Genomic DNA, 23,117 nt, shown 5'->3' with positions numbered 1-23,117 from the left:
GCCACGTCGTGACACCTTTCCAAAAACGCCGCAAGGGAGAATCAAATGCCGTTAGACATGCCGCGTTGGGCAAGCAGTTCGGTCAGCCGATCAACCACTTCCGGTATGCTCAGGCGCGTGGTATCAAGCGTGACGGCATCTTCTGCCGGCTTGAGGGGAGCCACACTGCGTTGCGTGTCGCGTGCATCGCGTGCCTGAATCTCCTTTAAAAGACTCGACAGACTAGCATCCACCCCAGCTTCCTGCAACTGTAGATGCCGTCTGCGCGCCCGCTCTTCGGCACTGGCCGTCAAAAAGATCTTCAAGGGAGCATCGGGGAACACGACCGTGCCCATGTCGCGACCGTCTGCCACGAGCCCCGGCGCTTGACAAAAATCGCGCTGCCTCTGGAGAAGCGCCGAACGCACTTGTGGCAAAGCGGCCACCTTGGAAGCGCGTTCACCGGCTTGTTCGGTACGGATGACGCGACCAACGTCCTCACCCTCTAAGAGCGTGCAGGGTAAGCCATCCGCCACCGGAAACGCGACATCGAGCGATGCCGCAATGCTGGCGAGTGCCGCCTCATCATCCAGAGAAACGCCATGCTTGACAGCGGCTTGCGCCGTCAAACGGTAAAGCGCCCCACTATCCAGCAGGTGCCAACCCAACCGTTCGGCCACGAGGCTGCTAATCGTGCCTTTGCCGGCACCGCCGGGGCCATCGATTGTCAGCACAGGTACCTTAGCGGTCATTGGCACCCTCCACCTCGACGCTCATCCCAATTCGTTGAGCCAGTGCGACGAAATCGGGGAAGGAGGTCGCCACGTTGGCACAGTCATCAATGATGATTTCGGCACCGGCACGCAGCGACGCAATGGCAAACGCCATGGCAATGCGGTGATCGCCCAGGCTATCGATACGACCACCGCCATAGCTCGGTTCGCTATCGTTGCCGTTACCCACAATGTCGATGCCGTCCTCTACCACCGTATGCTCGACACCCAGCACCGCAAGGCCATCGGCCATCGCCTGAATGCGGTCAGACTCTTTCACGCGGAGTTCTTCTGCACCGCGCAGGCGGGTCGTGCCGTGCGCATTGGATGCCGCAATGAAGAGCGCCGGGAATTCATCGATAGCCAACGGCACTTGATCGACGGGGATATCGATACCTTTCAAGGGCGCGTAACGAATACGGATATCGGCAACCGGCTCGCCCCCCACTTCGCGCTCGTTCTCCAGGGTTAAATCAGCGCCCATCAGGTTCAAGATATTGATCACACCAATCCGCGTCGGGTTGATGCCCACATGTTCCAGTGTGATATCGGAACCCGGCGTAATCGCAGCCGCAACGAGAAAGAACGTCGCCGAGGAGATATCGGACGGAACATCGATGGGTCCAGCGGTTAACCGACCACCGCCTTGTAGCCAGCAGGTATCCCCTTCACGGGATACTTCGTAACCAAAACCATTGAGCATGCGTTCGGTATGGTCACGGGTAGGCGCAGGCTCGCGCACACGGGTTTCGCCTTCGGCATACAGCCCGGCGAGTAGCAGACAGGATTTCACCTGGGCACTGGCCATGGGCATGTCGTAGTGAATACCCTTTAGCGCTGCGCCACCCTGGATTTTCAGCGGCGGACGACCGCCTTCGGCCGTATCGATCGTCGCTCCCATAAGGCGCAAAGGATCCGCGACGCGACCCATCGGGCGCTTAGTCAGCGACTCGTCGCCGGTCAATTCGCTGTCGAAGGATTGACCGGCCAGCAGGCCGGCAAAGAGACGCATTGCCGTCCCAGAGTTACCCACATAAAGAGGCCCTGCTGGCGCTTTCAAACCGTGCATGCCGACGCCATGGATTGTCACGCGGCCTTGATGCGGCCCCTCAATCGCCACTCCCATCTCGCGGAACGCCTGCAGCGTTGCCAGGCTATCTTCACCTTCGAGGAAGCCTTTGACCTCCGTCACCCCTTCTGCCAACGCTCCCAGCATGATCGAGCGGTGGGACATGGATTTATCGCCCGGCACACGCAGACGCCCCTGCGCCTGGCCGCCCGGCTGCACCCGATAAGTCACTTTACCGTGTGGTTGCATATGATATTCCGCCTGATAACTGGTTTTGTTCAATAACGTATCGAAATAGTGACGCGCATGACTGGCCCGATCAAAGGTGGCGATGAGTGCATCGCTATCCCCCTCCTCCACGGCTTGACGCAGACGCGTTAGACCGGCCTCAAAATCATCCAGCGACGATAGCACCGCCTCTCGGTTGGCAATGAAAATATCCCGCCACATGACCGGATCACTGCCCGCAATGCGCGTGAAGTCTCGGAACCCGCCTGCCGCATAACGAAAAATATCCAGCCGCTCATCTTGACGCGCTAGGGTGTCCACCAGGGAAAAGGCCAACAGATGCGGCAAATGACTGGTTCGCGCGAGTACTTGATCGTGGCGTTCGACACTCATGTGGAGCACCTGTGCACCACAAGCCTGCCACAATCCCTCTACGCGTTTCAGCGCTAGTGCATTGACGTTGGCCTCAGGCGTCAAAATCACCTTGTGGTTCTCATAGAGCAAGGGGTTGGCCGCAGCTACACCACTCTTTTCGGAACCCGCAATGGGATGACCCAGCACCATGTTCGGCGGCACGCAGCCAAAGACGCGCTCGGCACACTCTCGAATCGTTGCCTTGGTACTGCCCACGTCGGTGATGACCACATCGCTGGCTGCGTCGGAAAGCGACTCGGCCAACTGGGTCATGACGCGCTCCATGGCCAGCACGGGCACCGCCAGCACGACCATGGAGACATCCTTCAACAGCTCGCCGAGCCTAGTACCGCCCGAATCGACGAGACCAAGCTCAATGCCCAGAGCCACTTCGTCATGGTTAGGGTCGCAAGCGACGATGTGGCCGTCATAGCCAGCGGCGCGTAACCCAGCAGCCAGCGAGCCGCCAATCAACCCCAACCCAACGATCAAGATCCGCGATTCATGACACGACGCACGTTTGTTCGTATGCCCTGACACCGTCACAGCACGCCCTGGGGGTAAGAGCCCAACACGCGCAGCTCGGAGGCCCGCAAACGCACCTCTTCCAAGACCGCCGCCACCTGAGGCTCGTCGCGATGACCTTTGAAATCGATGAAAAATACGTAATTCCAAACGCCGGTGCGTGAAGGCCGCGTTTCGATACGAGTCAAATCGATCTTGTGGCGATGGAACGGCTCAAGCAGATCGTGCAGCGCCCCCGGCTGGTTACGCATCGCCACGACGATGGACGTCTTATCCTCGCCTGACATGGGCACGTCTTGATTGCCAATGATCAAAAAGCGCGTGGAGTTATCCGGGCGATCCTCGATCTTGTCGGCAATCCGCTCCAGACCATACAGCTTCGCCGCCATGTCACCCGCTATGGCGGCGCTGTGCCATTCGGTCTTTACCAGCTTCGCAGCTTCTGCGTTAGACGACACCGGTACACGCTCTGCGTGAGGATAGTGTGCGTCCAACCACTTACGGCATTGGCCAAACGACTGCGGATGCGAATAAATGCGCGACACTTTGTCTTTACGTGTGGTTTCGCTGATCAACAGATGATGATGGATGCGCAGTACCACTTCGCCGCAAATCTTGATGGAGGAGTCCATGAAGGTATCGAGCGTGTGATTGACAACGCCTTCGGTGGAATTCTCCACCGGCACGACGCCGTAATTCACCGCGCCCGCTTCTACTTCGCGGAACACCTCGTCGATGGCGGCCATGGGCAAGCTGACCGCGCTTTCCCCAAAGTGCTTCAGCGCGGCTTGCTGGGTAAACGTGCCCTCTGGGCCTAAATACGCCACTTTGACCGGCTGCTCCAGCGCGAGACAAGCAGACATGATTTCGCGAAACAGACGGGCCATCTCTTCGGAGTCCAGTGGCCCATTGTTCAGCGCCATGATGCGCCGCAACACCTGCGCTTCCCGCTCAGGGCGGTAGAACACGGCATCTTTATCTTGGGCGAGCTTAACGTGAGCCACCTGCTGAGCGCAGGTGGCTCGCTCACTGATCAAGCGCAGAATATCGCCATCCAACTGGTCGATACGTTGACGCAAGTCGTCTAAATGGATCGGCGTATCGGACATGATGGTTAGCCTCTTCGTTGTTCGAAATCCGCCATGAAGGCAATCAAAGCATCGACCGCCTCTTCGGGAACGGCGTTGTACAAGCTAGCGCGCATGCCACCGACGCTGCGATGACCTTTCAAATTGAGCAGCCCCGCCTCATCGGCTTCTTGTAAGAACGCGTTATCCAAACGCTCGTCGGCCAGTACGAACGGTACGTTCATCCGCGAACGGTTCGGTATGGCGATGGGGTTGCGGTAAAAATGGCTGGCATCGATAGCCGCATACAGCTTTTGCGCTTTGCGCTGATTCATCGCCTCCATCGCTTCCAGGCCACCCACGTCGTTTTTCAGCCATTGAAAAACGAGGCCCGATAAGTACCACGCGTACGTAGGTGGCGTGTTCACCATGGAACCCGCTTCCGCCAGCAGCTGATAATCGAATAGTGACGGAATGGTGCTTGGCGCGCGTCCCAGCAGGTCATCGCGCACCACAACGATGGTCAAACCTGCCGGACCAATGTTCTTCTGAGCGCCAGCATAAATGACGCCATACTCACTGACATCAATGGGGCAAGAGAGAATGTTCGACGACATGTCGCACACCAGCGGCACGGCTTTGCCATCTGCCCGAATCGCCTGCGGGATGTAGTCGAACTCCAAACCGCCAATGGTTTCGTTGGAGGTGTAGTGCAAATAGGCAGCGTCATCGCTGATAGCCAGCGAGGCTTGATCAGGGACGGCCGTTTGCCCATTTGCCTCACTGCTGGCCGCTAGATGGCACTCAAAGCCAAGGCGTTTGGCTTCGCTCAGCGCCTTCTTCCCCCAAATACCGGTTTGGATGAAGTTTGCGCTTCCCCCTTGCCCCAGCAAGTTCATCGGCAGCATTGAAAACTGCATGCTTGCGCCGCCCTGTAAGAAGAGCACCCGATAATCGCTCGGGATCACCAACAGCTCGCGCAAATCTGCTTCGGCGCGCTCTGCAATCGCCACGAATTCATCGCTGCGGTGGCTCATCTCCATGACCGACAAGCCGCGCCCTTGATAGTCAAGCAGCTCGTCACGGGCGCGCTCGAGCACGGCGCTGGGCAGGGCCGCAGGCCCTGCGCAAAAATTATAATGACGTGTCATCGGTTCCCGGTTCCTGTGCGCCATTGTCTGCGTCTGCTGGCTCGCCCGTGTCTACGTCATCCGTCTCTTCAGGCTCATCCACGCGAACGGTTTTCACCAATTTTTCTTCTTTACCCAAGCGAATCAACATGACCCCTTGCGTATTGCGCGAAGTGGTCGAGACCTCCTCCACGCGGGTGCGCACCAACGTGCCGCGATCGGTGATCAGCATCATTTCGTCGCTGTCGTACACCTGCATCGCAGCCACCAGCGAACCGTTCCGCTCACTGGTCTGCATAGCGATGACACCCTGGCCACCCCGGCCGCGCAGCGGGAACTCTTCGAGTCGGGTCCGCTTGCCGTAGCCATTCTCACTGGCCGTCAGGATATAAATTTGTCCTTCGCCCTGAGCGGGGGTCGCAGCGTCTGCTTGCGCATCTATCTCGGCATCGGTGTCGGCCTCAGCATCGATCTGCTGGCTCTTGGGAATGATCAAGCTGATCACTTCCGCATCGCCTGCCAATCGCATACCGCGCACGCCGCGAGCAGTACGGCCCATGGCGCGCACATTGCCCTCTTCGAAACGGATCGCTTTACCATTGGAAGAGAGCAGCATCGCGTGATCGGTACCCGAGGTAATCGCAGCACCCACCAAGCGGTCACCCTCTTCCAGGTCAATCGCAATCAGGCCAACGCTACGCGGGCGCGAGAACTGCTCGAGGCTGGTACGTTTCACCGTGCCCTTCGCGGTGGCGAAGAAGATGTAATGCTGGGGATCATAATCCCGAACCGGGAGAATGGCGTTGACCGACTCGCCCTCTTCCAGCGGCAACATGTTCACCAACGGCTTGCCACGAGAGCCGCGGCTGGCGTTCGGCATTTCGTACACTTTCAGCCAGTAGACCTTGCCACGGTTGGAGAAGAGCAGCACGGTGTCGTGGGTCGAGGCCACTAGCAGGTGCTCAATGACGTCCTCGTCTTTCATGGACGTCGCCGACTTGCCACGGCCACCGCGACGCTGCGCTTGATAATCCGATAGCGGCTGTGTCTTCGCATAGCCAGAGCGGGACACGGTCACCACCATGTCCTCTTCTGCAATGAGATCTTCAATGGAGAGGTCCAGATGGCTGGCCTGAATCTCCGTGCGGCGATCATCACCGAACTGATCACGCACCGCGTGCAGCTCTTCGCGGATCACGTCCATCAGGCGATCGGCAGACGCCAGAATCTCCGTGAATTCGGCGATCTTTTCCAGAATCGACAGATACTCATCGAGCAGCTTTTCGGTTTCGAGCCCGGTCAAACGGTGCAACCGCAGCTCTAGAATGGCCTGCGCCTGCGCGGGAGAGAGTCGGTACTCGGTAGCAGAGGGATTGAGGCCAAAGCCCTCTTCCAGATCTTCCGGCTTGCAAGAGGTCGCACCGGCGCGCTCGAGCATGGCGGTGACTTGGCCCGGCTTCCACACCTTCGCCAGCAGTTTTTCACGGGCTTCCGCTGCGTTGGGGGATGCCTTGATCAGCTCGATGACTTCATCGATGTTGGAAATGGCCACTGCCAAACCTTCCAACAGATGGCCACGCTCACGGGCTTTCTTGAGTTCGAACAGCGTACGGCGAGTAACGACTTCACGACGGTGACGAATGAACGCCTCGAGCATCTCTTTGAGATTGAGCGTCCGCGGCTGGCCGTTCTCCAGCGCCACCATGTTGATACCGAACACGTTCTGCAGCTGGGTTTGGGCAAACAGGTTATTGACGACTACATCGCCCGACTCACCCCGTTTGATCTCGATCACCACGCGCAGGCCGTCTTTATCCGACTCGTCGCGAAGCTCGGCGATACCCTCGATCTTTTTCTCTTTGACTAGCTCGGCAATCTTCTCGATCAACCGCGCCTTGTTCACCTGATATGGCAGCTCGGTGATGATGATGTGATCGCGGCCGGTTTTATCGTCGTGCTCGATGGTGTGGCAGGCGCGTACGTAGATACGCCCACGCCCGGTACGGTACGCATCGAGAATGCCCGCGCGGCCATTGATGATGCCCCCGGTAGGGAAATCCGGCCCGGGGATGTACTGCATCAGATCATCCACTGACAGCGTGTAGTCGTCGATAAGGGCCAAGCAGCCGTCGATCACTTCCCGCATGTTATGGGGCGGAATGTTCGTCGCCATACCGACCGCGATTCCCGACGATCCGTTGATCAGCAGGTTGGGCACTTTGGTCGGCAGCACTTCTGGAATGCGCTCGGTGCCGTCGTAGTTATCGACCCAGTCGACCGTGTCTTTTTCAAGATCCGCCAGCAGCTCGTGCGCCAGTCGCGCCATGCGCACTTCGGTGTAACGCATGGCGGCCGCGTTATCACCATCGATGGAACCAAAGTTGCCTTGACCATCCACCAGCACGTGACGCATGGAGAAGTGCTGAGCCATCCGTACGATGGTGTCATACACCGCACTGTCACCGTGCGGATGGTATTTACCGATGACATCGCCGACGACACGCGCCGACTTCTTGTACGGTTTATTCCAGTCATTGCCCAGTTCGTGCATGGCAAACAGCACACGCCGGTGAACGGGCTTCAAGCCGTCGCGCACATCAGGTAGCGCGCGGCCGATAATGACACTCATCGCATAGTCGAGATACGACTGTTTTAGCTCGTCTTCAATATTGACGGGCAAGATTTCTCTGGCGATGTCACCCATGAAAGTCAGATCCTTTGCACTGCATTGGCACTGCGAGAGTTGAAAGCGCTTGAAAATGCCGCCTTTCGTCGTACGAGACCGAGTACAAGAAGGCGGCGCGCAGATACCGTGTCATCATACCACTGCATGCGCATCAAGGGCAGTCGGTGACACTGCCATTGCCATTTAGGCTGTAAACGCCTCCTTGGCCACGACCATCCCCTGCAGCACCTCGCGTACTTCCCCCTCAATGGCGGCAGCTTTGTTGGCCTTGACATCCAACAGGACGAAGGTGAGGTCGGCCTGAGCGATCAGGGTACCGTCGGCCCGCACGATGCGGTGGTGGCACAGCGCACTGCGCTCACCCACGTCGACGATGCCCGTCAATACCTGCAAATCGTCCCCCTGGACGGCCGCGGCGCGATAGTCGATGTTCAAATTGACCACGACGAAGGCTCGCCCCGCACTATGAAGCTGCTGGATGAGCCGTGGGTGCTCGTCGAAAAATGCCCAGCGCCCCTCCTCCATGAACTCCAGATAGCGCGCATTGTTGACATGACCATAGCCATCCAAATGGTAGCCACGAACCCGCATACCAACCTGTGAGATTGACTCAGACATAGCATCCTCTTGTTCACTGCTTATAAAAATGGGCAAGGAATCATTAACACCTTGCAAATCAAACACAAGTTTAAAACCAGTGCAACAACAAGTCGCCACGCCAAGGTGCTGGTAGGAAAGGCTTGGTTTCGACATAATGTGCCACCTTTTTTATAGGATCGGTGACATGTGGTTTAAGCACCTGCATTTATATCGCCTGCACGGCGCTCCCGAGCTAGATAGCCAAACGCTGGCCAACGCACTGGATGAGCATGCGGCCAAGCCGCTGGGTAATGCGGATGCACGCCGTTTAGGCTGGACGGCTCCTGCTGGGCGGCTAGGCGGCGACCAGCGTGTCCATGAAATTCAGGGGCACCGCCTACTCTCGGCCCTGCGCCAGGAACGCCTGCTTCCTGCATCGGTCGTCAAAGAGGAAGTCGATGAAAAAGTCGCTGAGATCGAGGCCAGCGAAGGGCGCAAAGTAACCCGTAAGGAAAAAACGGCGCTTAAAGAGCAGGTCACCGAAGCACTCCTGCCCCGCGCCTTTGTCCGCAGCCAAAAAATCGACCTCTGGTGGGACACCAAACGCCAGCTCATCGGTGTGAATGCCAGCTCGCGCACCCGCGCCGAGGATGTCTTGGACCTGCTGCGCGAAACCTTAGGCAGCTTGAAAGCCACGCCGCTTAGTAGCCAGACGCTGCCCATTCGCGCCATGACCACCTGGCTTGGCGACCCGGCCAGCCGTCCTGCCGACCTCCAGCTTGGCGACCAGGTGGAGTTAAAGGCTAAAGGCGACGACGGCGTACTGCGTGCACGCCAGGTTGATCTCGATAGCGATGAAATCCAGCAGCTGCTCGAAAGCGGGCGCCAAGCCAGCAAACTCGCCATGAGTCTCGAAGGCCGCCTAAGTTTCGTGCTGCACGACGATCTAGCGCTCAAATCGCTACGTTTTGGCGACGCGCTCATCGAAGAAGCGGACCATGCCGACGACGGCGACGATGCGCTCGCCCGCTTGGAAACCGACTTCATCCTAATGGCCCAAGCGCTGTCTGACGATATTACCCGCCTGCTCGAATGGTTAGGTGGCGAAACTCAGCGGGAACCGACGGCCCAGCCAGACGCCTAAGCCACGAGACAGATAGCCGCCGTAACCCGATTATTTTGCTGATATCCAACGGATCGCATGACTCATCACAATAACGCACCCAACGCTGACTCACCGAATGACCCTTGGGCGGATATTCGCCCTTATATGGATCACGAGGTGGCCGATGTTCTTGAACGGCTTTCCCGCGATAGCGAGCTGCTCGATGCGCTGACCCGCTTCCGGCTGCCACGCATGGCCAAGTGGGCGCCGCCAGTGGCGCGCGCATTGGCAAGCCATGCCGTTCGGCGCGAGGTAAAGGGGGTCACCAGCGTTCGCGAATTCCAAATGCGTATCGCCAGCTATATGGTGCGCATGATCCGCACGACGACCGATGCATTCGACGTCTCGGGGCTCGACAAGCTCGACGACCATAGTGCCTACCTCTTCATTGGCAACCATCGCGATATCTCACTGGACCCTGCCTTCGTGAATTACGCGCTCTACGAAGCAGGTCGGGATACCGTGCGCATCGCGATCGGTGACAATTTGTTAAAGAAACCTTATGTCACCGACCTCATGCGGCTCAACAAAAGCTTCATCGTACCCCGCAGCGCTCGCGGCAAACGAGCCATGCTGGCTGCTTACCAGCAGCTCTCGTCGTACATCCGTCACTCGATTACCGACGACAATCACTCCATTTGGATGGCTCAGCGCGAAGGCCGTGCCAAGAACGGCATTGACCGCACCGACCCCGCCATTATCAAAATGCTCACCATGGCCAAGCGTCACGCCGAGCGCGACATGGTGTTTGGCGATGCCATTGCCGAATTAAAACTCGTGCCGGTATCCATCAGCTACGAATACGACCCTTGCGATGTGCAAAAAGCCCAAGAGCTTCACGACATTGCGAAACAAGGCAGCTACGCCAAGGGGGAGTTCGAAGACATTCGCTCGATCGTCGCGGGCATCACGGGCTCCAAAGGTCGCGTACAGCTCAAATTTGGTACGCCCGTCGGTGCCGATATGGCCACGCCCGATGAAGTCGCCGCTGAGATCGACCGCCAAGTCATTGGTGGCTATCGCCTCTTCCCCAGTCACTATCTTGCACTGGAAACATTGGGCGAGTCGCCGGAGCTGGTCGCCCGTAAAGCGATTACTCGCCAGGACCGGGAGCGCTTCAAAGCGCGCCTAGCCAGCGTGCCTGAAGCGCTGCGGCCTTACTGGCTCGCACAGTACGCCAACCCGGTGAAGCACAAGGCTGGGCGTCTGAGCCTGTAGCGACCAATCTGCGCATGCTCAAGGTTAGAAAAAGTGCTATGGTCAAGGCATTCATTGGTCTCGCTTGGTAGCTTCACCAAGCGCGGTCTTAAGGAGACTCCCTATGTCCGCATCAGAAATTCAAAAAACACGTATCATCAACGAGCTACGCGGCTTCATTCGCAAGTTACTGCAGGACCCGAAAATTCTCGAGCAGTCACTGGCCATTGCCCGCACCCAGCTCACCGAAGGCAGCAGCCCCGCCATCATGGCGCGTATTGCCAATGAAATTTCAGACACCACCAGCGTGCATATTCCTGAAGACCCGGCCGAACACTCCGAGGCAGACAAACTGTTTCTAGAGCTGTTACGCGAAGTGGTGCAAGAAGAGCAGGCGCTGTACTAAGCCTCGGCCACACTCCTGGGTACGAGCACGCACTCAACATGACGTTACCGGCGAAGCACCTCCCCTTCGCCGTCTTTATTTGTATTGTCTAACCGGAATTTTCATTCACCATGTCCAATACTGCCCCGCGCAACATTCTGGTGACGAGCGCCCTTCCCTATGCCAACGGCGCCATTCACCTCGGCCACCTGCTGGAATACATTCAAACGGACATCTGGGTACGCTTTCAAAAAAGCCGTGGCCAGCAGTGTTACTACGTCTGTGCCGACGATGCTCACGGCACCGCGATCATGCTACGCGCCGAGCAGGAAGGGATTTCCCCAGAAGCCTTGATTGAACGGGTTTCTCAAGACCACCAGGAAGATTTCGCCCGCTTTGGTGTGGGGTTCGATAACTACCACTCCACTCACTCGGATGAAAACCGCTACTTCAGCGAGCTGATCTACACTCGCCTGCGGGACAAAGGTCATATCGCGACCCGCGATATCGAGCAAATGTTCGATCCGCAGAAAGGGCTGTTTCTTGCCGACCGGTTCATCAAAGGCACCTGCCCAAAGTGCCACGCAGACGACCAGTACGGCGATAACTGCGAAAAGTGCGGCGCGACCTACACACCGGCGGATCTGATCAACCCGGTGTCCGCCATTTCGGGTGCGACGCCCGAGGTGCGCAGTTCGACGCACTACTTCTTCAAACTGCCGGACTTCGCTGACTTTTTACAGCAGTGGATCAACGATGGTCACGTACAGCCACAAATCCGCAACAAGCTGATGGAGTGGTTCGAGTCGGGCTTCAACGAGTGGGACATTTCCCGCGACGCGCCCTACTTCGGTTTTGAAATTCCCGATGCGCCGGGCAAGTACTTCTACGTATGGCTAGACGCGCCCATCGGCTACCTCGCCAGCTTCAAGCATCTGTGCGAACGCGATGGGATCGATTTCGATAGTTTCTGGAAAAAAGAGTCGGACGCCGAGGTTTATCACTTCATTGGTAAGGACATCGTCTATTTCCACGCGCTGTTCTGGCCCGCCATGCTTCACGGTGCCGAGCTGCGCACGCCGACGGCAGTCAACTGTCACGGTTTCTTGACCGTCGATGGTGCAAAGATGTCGAAATCGCGCGGCACCTTCATCAAAGCCGCCACTTACGCCGAACACCTCAACCCTGAGTATCTGCGTTATTACTTTGCTGCCAAGCTCACGTCGAAAGTAGACGATCTTGACCTCAATCTTGACGACTTCGCGGCCCGAGTGAATTCGGATCTCGTCGGCAAGGTCGTGAACATCGCCAGCCGCTGTGCCGGCTTTGTCAAAAAACTCGGGAACGGCACGCTCTCAGCGCACTGTGCCGAGCCGCAGATGGTTGCCCGTTTCATCGCTGCTGGTGACGAGATCGCCGCCGATTTCGAAGCGCGTGAATTCAGCCGCGCCATGCGCAAAATCATGGAACTGGCCGATGAAGCCAATACCTACATTGCCGAGAAAGAGCCCTGGGCACTCGCTAAGCAAGAGGGCCGCGATCAGGAAGTGCTGGAGATCTGCTCGGTGGGCATCAACCTGTTCCGTCAGCTGATGGTCTACTTGGCACCGGTTGTCCCAGCCATGGCCGAGCAAGCCCGCGAATTCATAAATGTTGACACTCTGAATTGGGAAAGCCGTGGTAACGTACTGATCAACCACCCGATCAACAAGTTCAAACCGCTGATGACACGGGTAGAGCGGGACAAGATCGACGCCATGATCGAGTCCTCGAAGGAAGATTTGGTAGAAGAGCAGAAGCTAAAGAACGCCCCGAAAGGCCCACTGGCCGACGAGCCCATCGCGGCAGGCATTAGCTTTGACGAGTTTGCCAAAGTCGACCTGCGGATTGCCCGAATTGCCAAAGCGCAATACGTCGAGGGGGCCGACAAACTGCTTCAGCTCACTCTAGATTTGGGCGGCGAAACCCGCAACGTTTTCTCGGGGATCCGCTCGGCTTATTCGCCAGAGGCGCTGGAAGGTCGTTTGACGGTGATGGTGGCTAACTTGGCACCCCGCAAAATGCGCTTTGGCGTTTCCGAAGGCATGGTGCTGGCCTCTGCCAACAACGATGGCATTTATTTGCTTTCGCCCGATGCTGGCGCTGAACCGGGTCAGCGTGTAACGTAACGCCGCCGTTCACGGACGAAAGGGGCAAGGCGCGCAGCCTGCCCCTTTTGTGTTTAAGCGACGTCCATTCTTATCGTTAGTGGTCGTCATTCACTTCAACATGAGTGTGTTTTATGGGCCAGCGCCTCTCCGTGTCATTGCGTTTTCGTTTCTTTGCCGTGCTTGGCGGGTTATTAATCGTCGCAATGATAGCGCTCGCGGTCATCAGCAAATGGCTGATATTTCCGGCGCTACAGGCCGAAGAGCGCACCGCCGTTCAGCGCGAACTGGACCGTGCGACACGCAGCCTGATGCTCAACCAAGAGAACCTGCTGGCACAAGCAAGGGACTGGTCACACTGGGACGATACCTACCGGTTCATCGAAGGCACTAACCCCCGCTACCGCGACGTCAACTTTAGCCAACAGATGTTCGAGGACATGAACTACCACCTGATGGCGTTTTTTACGCTGCAAGGCGACGTCCATTTCTTGGCAGGGTTGGAGCCAACCACTGGGCGTTATCAAACTTGCACCGCCGCCGTTGACCGCTGTGCGTGGATGGCTCCCTGGGTCGAGACCATGCAATCGGCAATGGCCGAGCACGTCGACCCAACGGCGCTGTATATCGAACAGTGGCCTGCCATCGTGGCTGCCAGCCAGATCTTACACACAGATGAAAGCGGTCCGCCCAACGGCTGGCTGTTCAAAGTGCGTGCGATGGATGACGCTTGGCTCGAACGGATGGTCGATTACACCGGACTTCCTCTTTCACTCGATGTCACGCCCTATGACGCCGACCAACCGACCGAACTTACCTTCTCTGGCGACCAGGTACGTGCCTCCCAGCAATTTCCTGCCTTCGGCACGAACGAGGCCGTCTCGCTAGGGATCGAATTAAATCGTGTGCAGTACTTGGCAAGTCTCACTACTTTTCGCTACATCCTGGCCTGGACAGCCGGTTTGATGCTGCTCGTCATTGGCATGGTACTATTACTGTTAGAGCGTATGGTGCTCAAGCCTCTGCGCCAGCTCACGGCGTTGACACAACCTTCATGCCCCTCCCCTGACAGTGATCACTTGACCCTGCGTCGGGATGAAATCGGCCTGCTTGCCAGGGCATACCTGGAGCAGCTCACCTGTCAGCAACAGCTCAATGCGGAACTGCTGCGCATGTCGACCCACGACTCTTTGACGGAGCTTCCCAACCGGCGGCTGTTCGATCAGCGCTTGATCGATGGCGTAAGCCACGCCAACGAACACAACGTACCGCTGGCCGTCATGATGCTGGATATCGACCACTTCAAGCTCTACAACGACGACTACGGTCACCAGCAAGGCGACGAGTGCTTGAAGAAAGTCGCCACGGCATTGCAAAACGAGGCCATTCGCCACGACGTACTCATTGCCCGCACCGGCGGCGAGGAGTTTAGCGCCCTGCTCCCGGGAGCCACGCCCCAACAGGCGAAAGCATTTGCCCACGCGCTGATACATGCTGTCGACCAGCTCCGCTTACCCCATGGGACCTCACCGGTGAGCCACTACGTGACGATTAGCGTTGGTATTGGCATGCTCAGCGATAGCGAGACACTGCTGCCCAGCGCGGTCATGGCCACCGCTGACCAAGCGCTCTACCTAGCCAAAGCGCAAGGACGACACCGTGTCGTGCTCTTCGAGCCTCCTCTAGCCAGCTGCCCTGTTTCTAAGCAAAATACACCGTCATGAATGAACTCTTCGTTATTTTGGTCAGCACCGCGCTGGTCAACAACTTTGTATTGGTCCAATTTCTTGGGCTATGCCCGTTCATGGGTGTCTCTAACAAGCTTGAATCCGCACTGGGAATGTCACTGGCGACCACGTTTGTCTTAACGCTAGCCTCTGCCGCCAGCTACGTGGTTTATCACGGCTTGCTGGTGCCCTTTGATATTACCTATCTGCGCACCATTAGTTTTATCGTCGTGATTGCCGCCGTGGTGCAGTTCACGGAAATTATGGTGCGCCAGCTCAGTCCGTTACTGCATCAGGTGCTGGGTATTTTTCTACCACTGATTACCACCAACTGCGCCGTCCTCGGCGTGGCGCTGCTGTCGCTGAACCGAGAGCTGAGCTTTTTTCATACCACGCTCTATGGCCTGGGAGCTGCGTTAGGCTTTTCGCTGGTGCTCGTACTGTTTGCCGCCCTGCGTGAGCGCTTGGCCAGCGCAGATGTGCCCAAGCCCTTTCGCGGCGCCGCGATTGCTATGATTACCGCCAGTCTCATGTCACTGGCGTTCCTTGGATTTTCCGGACTCGTACAGGGGTAACGGCCATGAGCGATTCATTTTCATGGTGGGGCGTGCTTAGCGCCGTCGGCGTGCTCACCGGTCTGGGCATCGTGTTTGGCGCGCTACTCGGCATGGCGAGCGCGCGCTTTAAAGGTGAAGAGAACCCGCTGGTCGAAAAAATCGATGCGCTGCTGCCACAAACCCAATGTGGCCAGTGCGGCTATCCCGGCTGTCGCCCCTACGCTGAAGCGATCAATCAGGGCGACGCCATCAATAAATGCCCTCCCGGCGGTGAGGCTACCATTCTCGCCCTAGCGGATATGCTCGGCCGCGACCCTGCCCCGCTCGATGGGGAAGCAGCCAGTGAAGATACCGTGGCGTATATCCGTGAAGCCGAGTGTATCGGCTGCACCAAGTGCATTCAGGCGTGCCCGGTAGATGCCATTATTGGCGCAGCCAAACAGATGCATACCGTAATCGAAGACGAGTGCACCGGCTGCGACCTCTGCGTAGCCCCCTGCCCGGTGGACTGCATCGACATGCTGCCCAGACTCAAACCGCTGACACAGTGGGAGCCCATCGTGAGCGACCGCCAGCCATTGAGGAGCGCGCATGCCATCCTATGAGTTTCCCGGCGGCATCTACCCGCCTGAACGTAAAGAGCGCTCCAATCAAGCGCCGCTGCGCACCGCGCCGTTGCCCAGTGAGGTAACGCTACCGCTGTCGCAACATACCGGTAAAGCGGCGCTTACCTGCGTCAACGTGGGCGATGCGGTCAAAACAGGCACACTAGTCGCCCGCCGAGATGGCATGGTCTCAGCTAATGTGCACGCCAGTATCAGCGGCACCGTGATCGAGATCACCGACCGCGCGATCATCATTCAAGGCGATGGCGAAGATCGCTGGACCACGCTGCCACCGCTGGATTGGCGAACCGCAGAGCGCGACGCGCTGCTGGAACGGCTTGATGACAGCGGGCTTATTGGGCTGGGTGGTGCGGGCTTTCCGACCTATATCAAAGCTCAAGTCAACGAGCACCACGCCATTGATACGCTGGTGGTCAATGCCGCCGAGTGCGAGCCTTATATTACCGCCGATGACCTCACGCTTCGCCACTATGCGTCGGATGTGCTTGAGGGGGCTCAATTGCTGGCTCGCCTATGCGGAGCCGCGCACATCATCGTCGGCATTGAAGATAACAAGCCTGAGGCTGTTCAGGCCCTACAAGCCCTTCTTACGATCAGTGCTGACAGCGAACCACTGGCGGACGTGACGCTGAAGATAATCGAAACCCGCTACCCCAGCGGCGGAGAGCGCCAGCTGATTAAAAAGCTGCTGAACCGCGAAGTGCCTAGCGGTGGGCTACCGGCGGATATCGGCGTGCTCTGCCATAACCCCGGCACGCTGCTCGCGGCGCTACACGCCGTTCGTGATGGACAACCGCTGGTCGCAAGGGTCGTTACCCTAACCGGTGATGCCAGTACCCAGCCCGGCAACTACTGGGTTCGTGTAGGTACCTCGGTAGACGCGCTGCTCGAACATGTTGGCGTGGCCCGCGAGCGGCTTCATCAAGTGGTGGTCGGGGGGCCGATGATGGGCACGCCGCTTACGTCATTAGAGGCCCCCGTCACCAAAACGACCAACTGCCTGATTGCCGCGACAAAAGAGGAGCTGCCGCCAGCACCCGTAGAAGCCCCCTGCATTCGCTGCGGCGCTTGTGAAAGTGTGTGCCCTGCTCAACTGCTTCCCCAGCAGCTGCACTGGTACGCCCGCGCCGAAAATGATACCGCCCTTGAGGCTCACCATCTGTTCGACTGTATTGAGTGCGGTGCCTGCAGCTACGTTTGCCCCAGCGCGATCCCTTTGGTGCAGGACTACCGCTCCTCCAAACAGCGTATTCGGCATAAACGCATCGAAACCGCCAAAGCGGAACACGCCAAGCACCGCTTTGAGTTCCGCCAAGCGCGGCTGGTCAGGGAAGAAGCGGAGAAGAAGGCGCGCCGTCAGGCACGGCTCGCCCAGCAGCAGTCCGCTTCCAGCGACGCTACGGGCACTCAAGCTGATCCCGCGGCAGACCTTCGCAGCCTGCGCATCGCTCAAACGGCCGCCAAAGCCGCCGTGCGAAAAGCGGAGAAAGTACTGGCACGGGCCGCCGCTCAAGACCCGCAGCAGCACCACGACGATTTGGAGACTCAGCTCGCCACTGCCCAAGAGAATTTCAAAGCGGCAGAGGCACGATTGGCCGAAGCCCGTGCCGCCAGTGAACAGAAGGAAGCGCTATGAGCATGATGCACGCCCCCCAGCTGGGTAAAGCACCATCAACAGCCCATGTGATGCGCTGGGTCATCGCCGCCACGCTTCCGGGCCTTGCGGTGATGACGCTCTATTTTGGGCTAGGGATACTCAGCAACGTACTGATCGCGGCGCTTTGGGCCGTCGCCGCTGAGGCGCTCGTTCTACGCCTGCGCCACCGCCCCATTTGGCCGACGCTCAACGACTCCAGCGCCCTGCTCACTGGCGTGTTGCTAGGCGCCTCGTTGCCACCTGCGAGCCCCTGGTGGCTAATTGGCGTTGGGGTGATCGCCGCCGTCGTCGTCGCGAAGCAGCTCTATGGCGGCTTGGGCCACAATCCGTTCAACCCTGCGATGGTGGGCTATGCACTGCTGCTGGTGTCGTTTCCCACCCATATGACGCTCTGGGCACCGCCTCAAGCGCTATGGCCCGACTCCCTCTGGCCACAAATAATGGGAACACTACCCACGTCAGCGCTCGACGGCCTGAGCGGAGCCACTCCTTTAGATGCTTTCAAACACAAAGGTGAAGCGGTCATGGCCAGCGAGTTCTGGGCATCGTCGCCGCTCCCTGACGGCACGCTGAATGCTTGGCGCAATATCGCGCTGGCATGGCTGGCAGGGGGCGTTGTGTTGATCGTCAAGCGGCTAATAAGTTGGCATATTCCAGTCGCTATGCTGGGCAGCATGACGCTGCTCTCAGCGCTGTTTTATGCCAGCGACACTAGCCACTTTGCCTCACCGCTGTTTCATCTGCTCACCGGGGCGACGCTGTTTGGTGCCTTCTTTATTGCCACCGACCCGGTCTCAGCGGCCACCAGCCGCCGGGGGAAACTGCTGTACGGTGCGGGCATTGGCGTGCTGGTCATCCTGATTCGCAATTTAGGCGGCTACCCAGATGCCGTCGCCTTTGCCGTGCTGCTGATGAATCTCTGCGTGCCGCTGCTGGACATGGTCAGCGTGCCACGCCCGGTCGGTCAAGCTACCGCTCAGGCTGATGAGAGGAAGAGCGCGCCATGACCACTCAACACGCCATGCTGCGCGGTGCGCTGGCCCTTGGCCTGTTTGCTCTGGTCACTGCTGGCAGCGTCGCCCTCACCCGCGCCGTGACCGCCGAGCGCATTGCCGCGCACCAGCTTGCTTATCAGCATCGTCAGCTGCAGGAAGTGTTGCCCGCCTCACTGGCCTCGGTGCCGGTTCAGGCCGTATTAGAAAGCGCGTTTTCGCTACCCGACCCAACGCCGCTGGGCCATCGCACGCCGCAAGAGGGTTGGCGGGTACAGCAAGGCAGCAACGCCGCCACCATTCTGCCGGTCGTGACACGCCAAGGGTATAACGGTGAAATTCGCCTGCTAGTCGCCATCGACCAAAGTGGGCAACTCACCGGGGTGCGGGTGACTCACCACCAAGAGACGCCTGGGCTTGGCGATGATATCGAGCGGTCACGCAGCGACTGGATTACATCATTCAACGGCCTTAGCCTTGAAAGCCTGCCCCCAAGCGGCTGGGCCGTGAGCAAAGAGGGCGGCGAATTCGACAGTTTCACCGGTGCGACGATTACCCCACGGGCCGTCATTAACGCCGTTCATGAGGCGCTGCGCTACTATCAGCGCGAACTCGTTCAGCAGGAGCCCACGCCATGAGCCAGTGGAGACAGCTTGCCCGAGAGGGGCTTTGGTCGAATAACCCAGCGCTGGTGCAGCTACTGGGACTTTGCCCGCTGCTGGCCGTCAGCGCCACGGTGGTGAATGCGCTGGGCTTAGCGCTGGCCACGCTGCTGGTCTTGGTAGGGGCCAGCACAACAATCTCACTCATTCGCCATCAGGTGCCTAGCGCCGTGCGGCTCCCCGCGTTTGTGATGGTAATTGCCGCCTTTGTGACCTGCGCCGAGCTGTTAATGGCCGCGTTTGCTTACTCGCTTTACCAAATTTTGGGGATTTTCATCCCGCTCATCGTAACGAACTGCGCCATTTTGGGCCGTGCGGATGCGTTTGCCTCTCGCCAACCCGTGCTGCCTGCCGCCGTCGATGGGCTGATGATGGGGCTGGGCTTTGGTGCGGTATTAGTGCTGATGGGCGCGATCCGCGAGCTGGTGGGCCAAGGAACGCTGTTTAGCGACATGGCGATGCTGTTTGGGCCGGTTGCCGCTCACTGGCAGATCACCCTGGTGGCGGATTACCAGTTTCTCTTTTTCATCCTGCCCCCCGGCGCTTTCTTCGTGGCAGGGCTTCTGATCGTGCTAAAAAACGTGCTGGATCAGCGTCGTGCTGCCCGCGCTCGGCCCGTCGACGCCGCACCGCGAGCCGAGCGCCGTGTGCGGGTCACCGGCACTATTAAATAAGCACCATTCAATAACCAAGAGAACACGCCATGAATGCTCAAAAGCGTCATGAGATATTTGCGCGCCTTCAGGCGGAAAACCCGCACCCGACTACCGAGCTCAGCTGGAGCACGCCATTCGAGCTGTTGGCCGCGGTCTTGCTCTCCGCTCAAGCCACGGATGTAGGCGTCAATAAAGCAACGGCCACCCTCTTTCCGGTCGCCAATACGCCCGAGGCCATCATTGCGCTGGGCATCGATGGACTGAAGCAGCACATCAAAACCATTGGGCTCTTCAACACCAAGGCAGAGAATCTGATGAAAACCTGCCACCTGCTGGTCAACCAACATGGTGGCGAAGTGCCCAACACTCGCAAAGCGCTGGAAGCGCTGCCCGGCGTCGGGCGTAAAACGGCTAACGTGATTCTGAATACCGCCTTTGGCCAACCCACCATTGCGGTAGATACGCATATTTTTCGCGTGTCGAACCGCACCGGTATCGCCAAGGGTAAAGACGTCGTCGAGGTCGAGCAGAAGCTGTTGCGCCACGTGCCCAGCGTGTTCAAACAAGATGCCCACCACTGGCTGATTTTACACGGGCGATACACCTGCATTGCGCGAAAACCTCGTTGCGGCAGCTGCATCATCGAAGAGCTGTGCGACTATAAAGAAAAGACCGAGCTTGCCTAACGGCATGCCAATGCCAGGACCGCCCCATGCCTAGCCCCGCCGCCCTGCTTCACCGCCAGCCGATTGCCCAACGCATCGACGCGCTACTCGACCTTGCCAAACAGCACGCCGAGCGCTTCTGTAGCCCCGACGCTTGGCTTGCTCGTCAGCGCTACCTGGCACAGCACCCTACGTCGATCGTGGTGATGAAGTGTATGGATGGGCGGATTCACATTCCCCATGCTACCCGCACGCCGCTTGGGATCATTACGCCGTTTCGTAATTTGGGGGGTATTTTTGATCTGGGCTGGCCGTATCTAGGCGAGCTCATCACCGAGTCGGTACTGCAAGCGGCTGACCGTGGCCGCGCCACACTGCTGCTGATTACCTACCACTTCTCTAGCGGTCATCACGCACGCGGCTGCGCCGGGTTCAACTGCGATACCGAGGCTGCCAAAGCCCACGCGTACGCCATAGCTCAGCAAGCGGGAGAGCTGTTTGGTCACGACCATCAGCAGGTGTACCCACTGGTGTGCGGCTTTGAAACCGATAGCGACGCCATGATCCTTCACGGCCAAGGTGGCGAGATGCTCGACATACGCGACTGGATCGACCGCCAAGCGAGTGATTTACCCGCCACGTTAGCCAGCGTTTGCCCCGACATGCCCGATGATATTCAACGGGATCTACTGCCGCTGCTGGTGGGCAACATGGCCCATGTGAGCGAGCTAAGCGGTGTCGCCCGGGCGCTTGAGATTGAACACCGCGAATGGGTCATTTGCATTGGCCGTGGGTTCGATTTCTTGCACCTTCCCAACACCGCGCTGATTATCGGCCCCTACGGCCCGGACTTGGCCGCGCCCATTGCAACCGCCACAAGCATCATCGACGCCAACATGCGCGCCGGGCGGATTCCCGATGATGGCTTTATGCTGCTGGCCTCCACGCCCTACCAACACAGTGGCGTGGATCGGGCGCGGGCCGCGCTGAAATCACGCTTTTTATCGGATTTTGCCGAGCAGGTAATTCGTCACCATCACCCACGGCTTGCCGAGAAAATGCGTCGCCATACGGCGGTGGTTCACTGGCCCACCCGGCGAATGGATTCATTAGACCCACCTTCCACCAGCAACTGACGGTACGTTTCACGCCAACTCGGCCACTGCCAGGGCTGCGTATCCAACGGCGCTGGTTGACGATTGGGTTCCAACAGCCACGCGCTCAAGCGCAGGTAGAGCCCCTCTGGTGTACCATCGTAGCGGTATTGGACGGGGTAAAGTTCAGGAAAGCAGAGCCTATCTGGCACTAGCGGCGTGGCTCCGCGTTGGGCGGCCTCCATGATCGCCAGCCCCTGAAACTCGTGCCAAGTAGTGGACACCGCAATGCCGCCACCGTTGAGCAGCGCGCGGTACTCTGCCTCAGGCTGCGGCCCCCAGCAGATGATATGTTCAGCCAAACGTGCCTGCGCCTCGGCAAAGATCGGCGGCACGTCGCGAAACTGCTGGCCAAGCACCGCCAACTCGAACGGCACCTGCTGCTCGCTGAGTTTGAACAATACCGCGAAGAAGTCCTCCGGGTTTTTGTCATACTCCCAGCGGTGGTTCCAAATCAGCCGCCGTGGGTTGGAATGACCCGCCACGGTACCGATGGAAGGTGCGATGGGCACAGGCACCACGCGAGCGCTTTGACGTAACCGTTCTAGCGGTTTAGCCGCCGGTAGATTTTCCGGCATTTTCTTTAAAAAACGCCGCGCACCGTCAAAAAAAGAGTCCCGGTTATAGGCCGTGTTGAACACCAGCACATCCGCCGCCAGTGCCGCATACAGGTTGACCATTTTGGCTTCTACCTGGGGCATCTGATCGCTGGATTCTGGGTAGGCGAACTGATTTTCGTGAAAGTAAACGATCTTTCTAGCCCGCCCCAGGTGGGGAAACAGGCCCAGCAAGGTGGCAATATCTACCACGGACGTTGCCAGCACTACATCGTAAGGCTGACTTAATCGCTCATACTCTTTTAACCACCAGCTCAACGGGTTACCGCGAATGCGCCAAGAGAAGTGGCGCGGCGGCAGACTGAGCAGCGTCCAGTCCACGTCGGTGACTTCGGCCATCAGGCTGTTTGCCCAGTAACGGTGGCTAACCGCTTCATAAGCCGATAACAATAAAACGCGCATTATTCTGTCTACCGTGAGAGGTTCTCTGCATACCCCGCATTCGGCCAAGGTCGTCTTG

The 23,117-nt window shown here is 58.4% G+C and carries 20 protein-coding genes; 13 read left to right on the top strand and 7 right to left on the bottom strand.

What is annotated here, in order from left to right; genetic code table 11:
- Positions 1-41: 41 nt before the first annotated feature.
- From cmk to NH398_RS02475, 6 genes are all read right to left on the bottom strand, one after another.
- Complete coding sequence (cmk, locus tag NH398_RS02500; RefSeq protein WP_253016299.1) at positions 42-731, bottom strand: (d)CMP kinase; 690 nt, start codon at positions 729-731, stop codon at positions 42-44.
- Complete coding sequence (locus NH398_RS02495) at positions 721-2,955, bottom strand: bifunctional prephenate dehydrogenase/3-phosphoshikimate 1-carboxyvinyltransferase (protein ID WP_253016297.1); 2,235 nt, start codon at positions 2,953-2,955, stop codon at positions 721-723. Before NH398_RS02495 ends, cmk begins: the two co-directional genes overlap by 11 nt.
- Before the next feature lie 50 nt (positions 2,956-3,005).
- On the bottom strand, positions 3,006-4,097 hold the full coding sequence (gene pheA / locus NH398_RS02490) for a prephenate dehydratase (protein WP_159342276.1): 1,092 nt from the start codon (positions 4,095-4,097) through the stop codon (positions 3,006-3,008).
- 5 nt (positions 4,098-4,102) lie between these two features.
- A complete protein-coding gene (gene serC / locus NH398_RS02485; RefSeq protein ID WP_253016295.1) occupies positions 4,103-5,206 on the bottom strand; it encodes a 3-phosphoserine/phosphohydroxythreonine transaminase in 1,104 nt (367 codons plus the stop codon).
- Complete coding sequence (gene gyrA, locus NH398_RS02480; RefSeq protein ID WP_253016293.1) at positions 5,190-7,889, bottom strand: DNA gyrase subunit A; 2,700 nt, start codon at positions 7,887-7,889, stop codon at positions 5,190-5,192. The genes serC and gyrA overlap by 17 nt, the downstream gene beginning before the upstream one ends.
- Before the next feature lie 165 nt (positions 7,890-8,054).
- Entirely contained in the window at positions 8,055-8,489 is a 435-nt protein-coding gene (locus tag NH398_RS02475) for a thioesterase family protein (RefSeq protein WP_159342279.1), read from the bottom strand.
- Positions 8,490-8,655: 166 nt separating this feature from the next.
- On the opposite strand from NH398_RS02475, the gene NH398_RS02470 reads away from it, so the two are divergent.
- From NH398_RS02470 to NH398_RS02410, 13 genes are all read left to right on the top strand, one after another.
- Positions 8,656-9,594, top strand: a complete 939-nt coding sequence (locus NH398_RS02470) for a recombination-associated protein RdgC (RefSeq protein ID WP_159342280.1) — start codon at positions 8,656-8,658, stop codon at positions 9,592-9,594.
- A gap of 57 nt (positions 9,595-9,651) precedes the next feature.
- Complete coding sequence (locus NH398_RS02465) at positions 9,652-10,833, top strand: 1-acyl-sn-glycerol-3-phosphate acyltransferase (RefSeq protein WP_159342281.1); 1,182 nt, start codon at positions 9,652-9,654, stop codon at positions 10,831-10,833.
- 103 nt (positions 10,834-10,936) lie between these two features.
- Positions 10,937-11,218 (top strand): hypothetical protein, encoded by a 282-nt coding sequence (locus NH398_RS02460; protein ID WP_159342282.1) that lies wholly within the window; start codon positions 10,937-10,939, stop codon positions 11,216-11,218.
- Positions 11,219-11,328: 110 nt separating this feature from the next.
- Positions 11,329-13,365 carry a methionine--tRNA ligase gene (gene metG, locus NH398_RS02455; protein WP_253016291.1) on the top strand — a complete coding sequence of 679 codons (2,037 nt, stop codon included), beginning with the start codon at positions 11,329-11,331 and terminating at the stop codon, positions 13,363-13,365.
- A 113-nt stretch (positions 13,366-13,478) separates the two neighbouring features.
- Positions 13,479-15,068 carry a diguanylate cyclase gene (locus NH398_RS02450; RefSeq protein ID WP_159342284.1) on the top strand — a complete coding sequence of 530 codons (1,590 nt, stop codon included), beginning with the start codon at positions 13,479-13,481 and terminating at the stop codon, positions 15,066-15,068.
- Positions 15,065-15,646 (top strand): electron transport complex subunit RsxA, encoded by a 582-nt coding sequence (gene rsxA, locus NH398_RS02445; RefSeq protein WP_253016289.1) that lies wholly within the window; start codon positions 15,065-15,067, stop codon positions 15,644-15,646. Before NH398_RS02450 ends, rsxA begins: the two co-directional genes overlap by 4 nt.
- Before the next feature lie 5 nt (positions 15,647-15,651).
- The gene (rsxB, locus tag NH398_RS02440; RefSeq protein WP_253016287.1) at positions 15,652-16,233 is read left to right on the top strand and encodes an electron transport complex subunit RsxB; all 582 of its coding nucleotides are present in this window, start codon (positions 15,652-15,654) and stop codon (positions 16,231-16,233) included.
- On the top strand, positions 16,220-17,890 hold the full coding sequence (gene rsxC, locus NH398_RS02435) for an electron transport complex subunit RsxC (protein WP_253016285.1): 1,671 nt from the start codon (positions 16,220-16,222) through the stop codon (positions 17,888-17,890). Before rsxB ends, rsxC begins: the two co-directional genes overlap by 14 nt.
- Complete coding sequence (locus NH398_RS02430) at positions 17,887-18,918, top strand: RnfABCDGE type electron transport complex subunit D (protein WP_253016283.1); 1,032 nt, start codon at positions 17,887-17,889, stop codon at positions 18,916-18,918. Before rsxC ends, NH398_RS02430 begins: the two co-directional genes overlap by 4 nt.
- Complete coding sequence (gene rsxG, locus NH398_RS02425; protein WP_253016282.1) at positions 18,915-19,541, top strand: electron transport complex subunit RsxG; 627 nt, start codon at positions 18,915-18,917, stop codon at positions 19,539-19,541. The genes NH398_RS02430 and rsxG overlap by 4 nt, the downstream gene beginning before the upstream one ends.
- On the top strand, positions 19,538-20,239 hold the full coding sequence (locus tag NH398_RS02420; protein WP_253016280.1) for an electron transport complex subunit E: 702 nt from the start codon (positions 19,538-19,540) through the stop codon (positions 20,237-20,239). Before rsxG ends, NH398_RS02420 begins: the two co-directional genes overlap by 4 nt.
- A 29-nt stretch (positions 20,240-20,268) precedes the next feature.
- Entirely contained in the window at positions 20,269-20,907 is a 639-nt protein-coding gene (gene nth / locus NH398_RS02415) for an endonuclease III (protein WP_253016278.1), read from the top strand.
- A gap of 26 nt (positions 20,908-20,933) precedes the next feature.
- Positions 20,934-22,022 (top strand): carboxysome shell carbonic anhydrase, encoded by a 1,089-nt coding sequence (locus NH398_RS02410; RefSeq protein WP_253016276.1) that lies wholly within the window; start codon positions 20,934-20,936, stop codon positions 22,020-22,022.
- Here NH398_RS02410 and NH398_RS02405 read toward each other — a convergent pair.
- The gene (locus tag NH398_RS02405; RefSeq protein ID WP_253016274.1) at positions 21,968-23,059 is read right to left on the bottom strand and encodes a DUF3524 domain-containing protein; all 1,092 of its coding nucleotides are present in this window, start codon (positions 23,057-23,059) and stop codon (positions 21,968-21,970) included. The two genes, NH398_RS02410 and NH398_RS02405, sit on opposite strands and share 55 nt — an antisense overlap.
- Positions 23,060-23,117: the final 58 nt, after the last annotated feature.

It is taken from the genome of Halomonas sp. CnH100-B, assembly GCF_024124605.1.
Lineage (GTDB): Bacteria > Pseudomonadota > Gammaproteobacteria > Pseudomonadales > Halomonadaceae > Vreelandella.
The sequence above is the reverse complement of the archived record's forward strand: the minus strand, read 5'-3'. Positions and strand labels throughout refer to the sequence as shown.

Coding starts and splice junctions, on each gene's coding strand:
- rsxC (WP_253016285.1), top strand. CDS start 16,220: ATGCCATCCTATGAGTTTCCCGGCGGCATCTACCCGCCTGAACGTAAA.
- rsxG (WP_253016282.1), top strand. CDS start 18,915: ATGACCACTCAACACGCCATGCTGCGCGGTGCGCTGGCCCTTGGCCTG.
- NH398_RS02460 (WP_159342282.1), top strand. CDS start 10,937: ATGTCCGCATCAGAAATTCAAAAAACACGTATCATCAACGAGCTACGC.
- rsxA (WP_253016289.1), top strand. CDS start 15,065: ATGAATGAACTCTTCGTTATTTTGGTCAGCACCGCGCTGGTCAACAAC.
- NH398_RS02405 (WP_253016274.1), bottom strand. CDS start 23,059: ATGCGCGTTTTATTGTTATCGGCTTATGAAGCGGTTAGCCACCGTTAC.
- NH398_RS02420 (WP_253016280.1), top strand. CDS start 19,538: ATGAGCCAGTGGAGACAGCTTGCCCGAGAGGGGCTTTGGTCGAATAAC.
- NH398_RS02475 (WP_159342279.1), bottom strand. CDS start 8,489: ATGTCTGAGTCAATCTCACAGGTTGGTATGCGGGTTCGTGGCTACCAT.
- rsxB (WP_253016287.1), top strand. CDS start 15,652: ATGAGCGATTCATTTTCATGGTGGGGCGTGCTTAGCGCCGTCGGCGTG.
- pheA (WP_159342276.1), bottom strand. CDS start 4,097: ATGTCCGATACGCCGATCCATTTAGACGACTTGCGTCAACGTATCGAC.
- nth (WP_253016278.1), top strand. CDS start 20,269: ATGAATGCTCAAAAGCGTCATGAGATATTTGCGCGCCTTCAGGCGGAA.
- cmk (WP_253016299.1), bottom strand. CDS start 731: ATGACCGCTAAGGTACCTGTGCTGACAATCGATGGCCCCGGCGGTGCC.
- NH398_RS02450 (WP_159342284.1), top strand. CDS start 13,479: ATGGGCCAGCGCCTCTCCGTGTCATTGCGTTTTCGTTTCTTTGCCGTG.
- serC (WP_253016295.1), bottom strand. CDS start 5,206: ATGACACGTCATTATAATTTTTGCGCAGGGCCTGCGGCCCTGCCCAGC.
- NH398_RS02410 (WP_253016276.1), top strand. CDS start 20,934: ATGCCTAGCCCCGCCGCCCTGCTTCACCGCCAGCCGATTGCCCAACGC.
- metG (WP_253016291.1), top strand. CDS start 11,329: ATGTCCAATACTGCCCCGCGCAACATTCTGGTGACGAGCGCCCTTCCC.
- NH398_RS02465 (WP_159342281.1), top strand. CDS start 9,652: ATGACTCATCACAATAACGCACCCAACGCTGACTCACCGAATGACCCT.
- gyrA (WP_253016293.1), bottom strand. CDS start 7,889: ATGGGTGACATCGCCAGAGAAATCTTGCCCGTCAATATTGAAGACGAG.
- NH398_RS02430 (WP_253016283.1), top strand. CDS start 17,887: ATGAGCATGATGCACGCCCCCCAGCTGGGTAAAGCACCATCAACAGCC.
- NH398_RS02470 (WP_159342280.1), top strand. CDS start 8,656: ATGTGGTTTAAGCACCTGCATTTATATCGCCTGCACGGCGCTCCCGAG.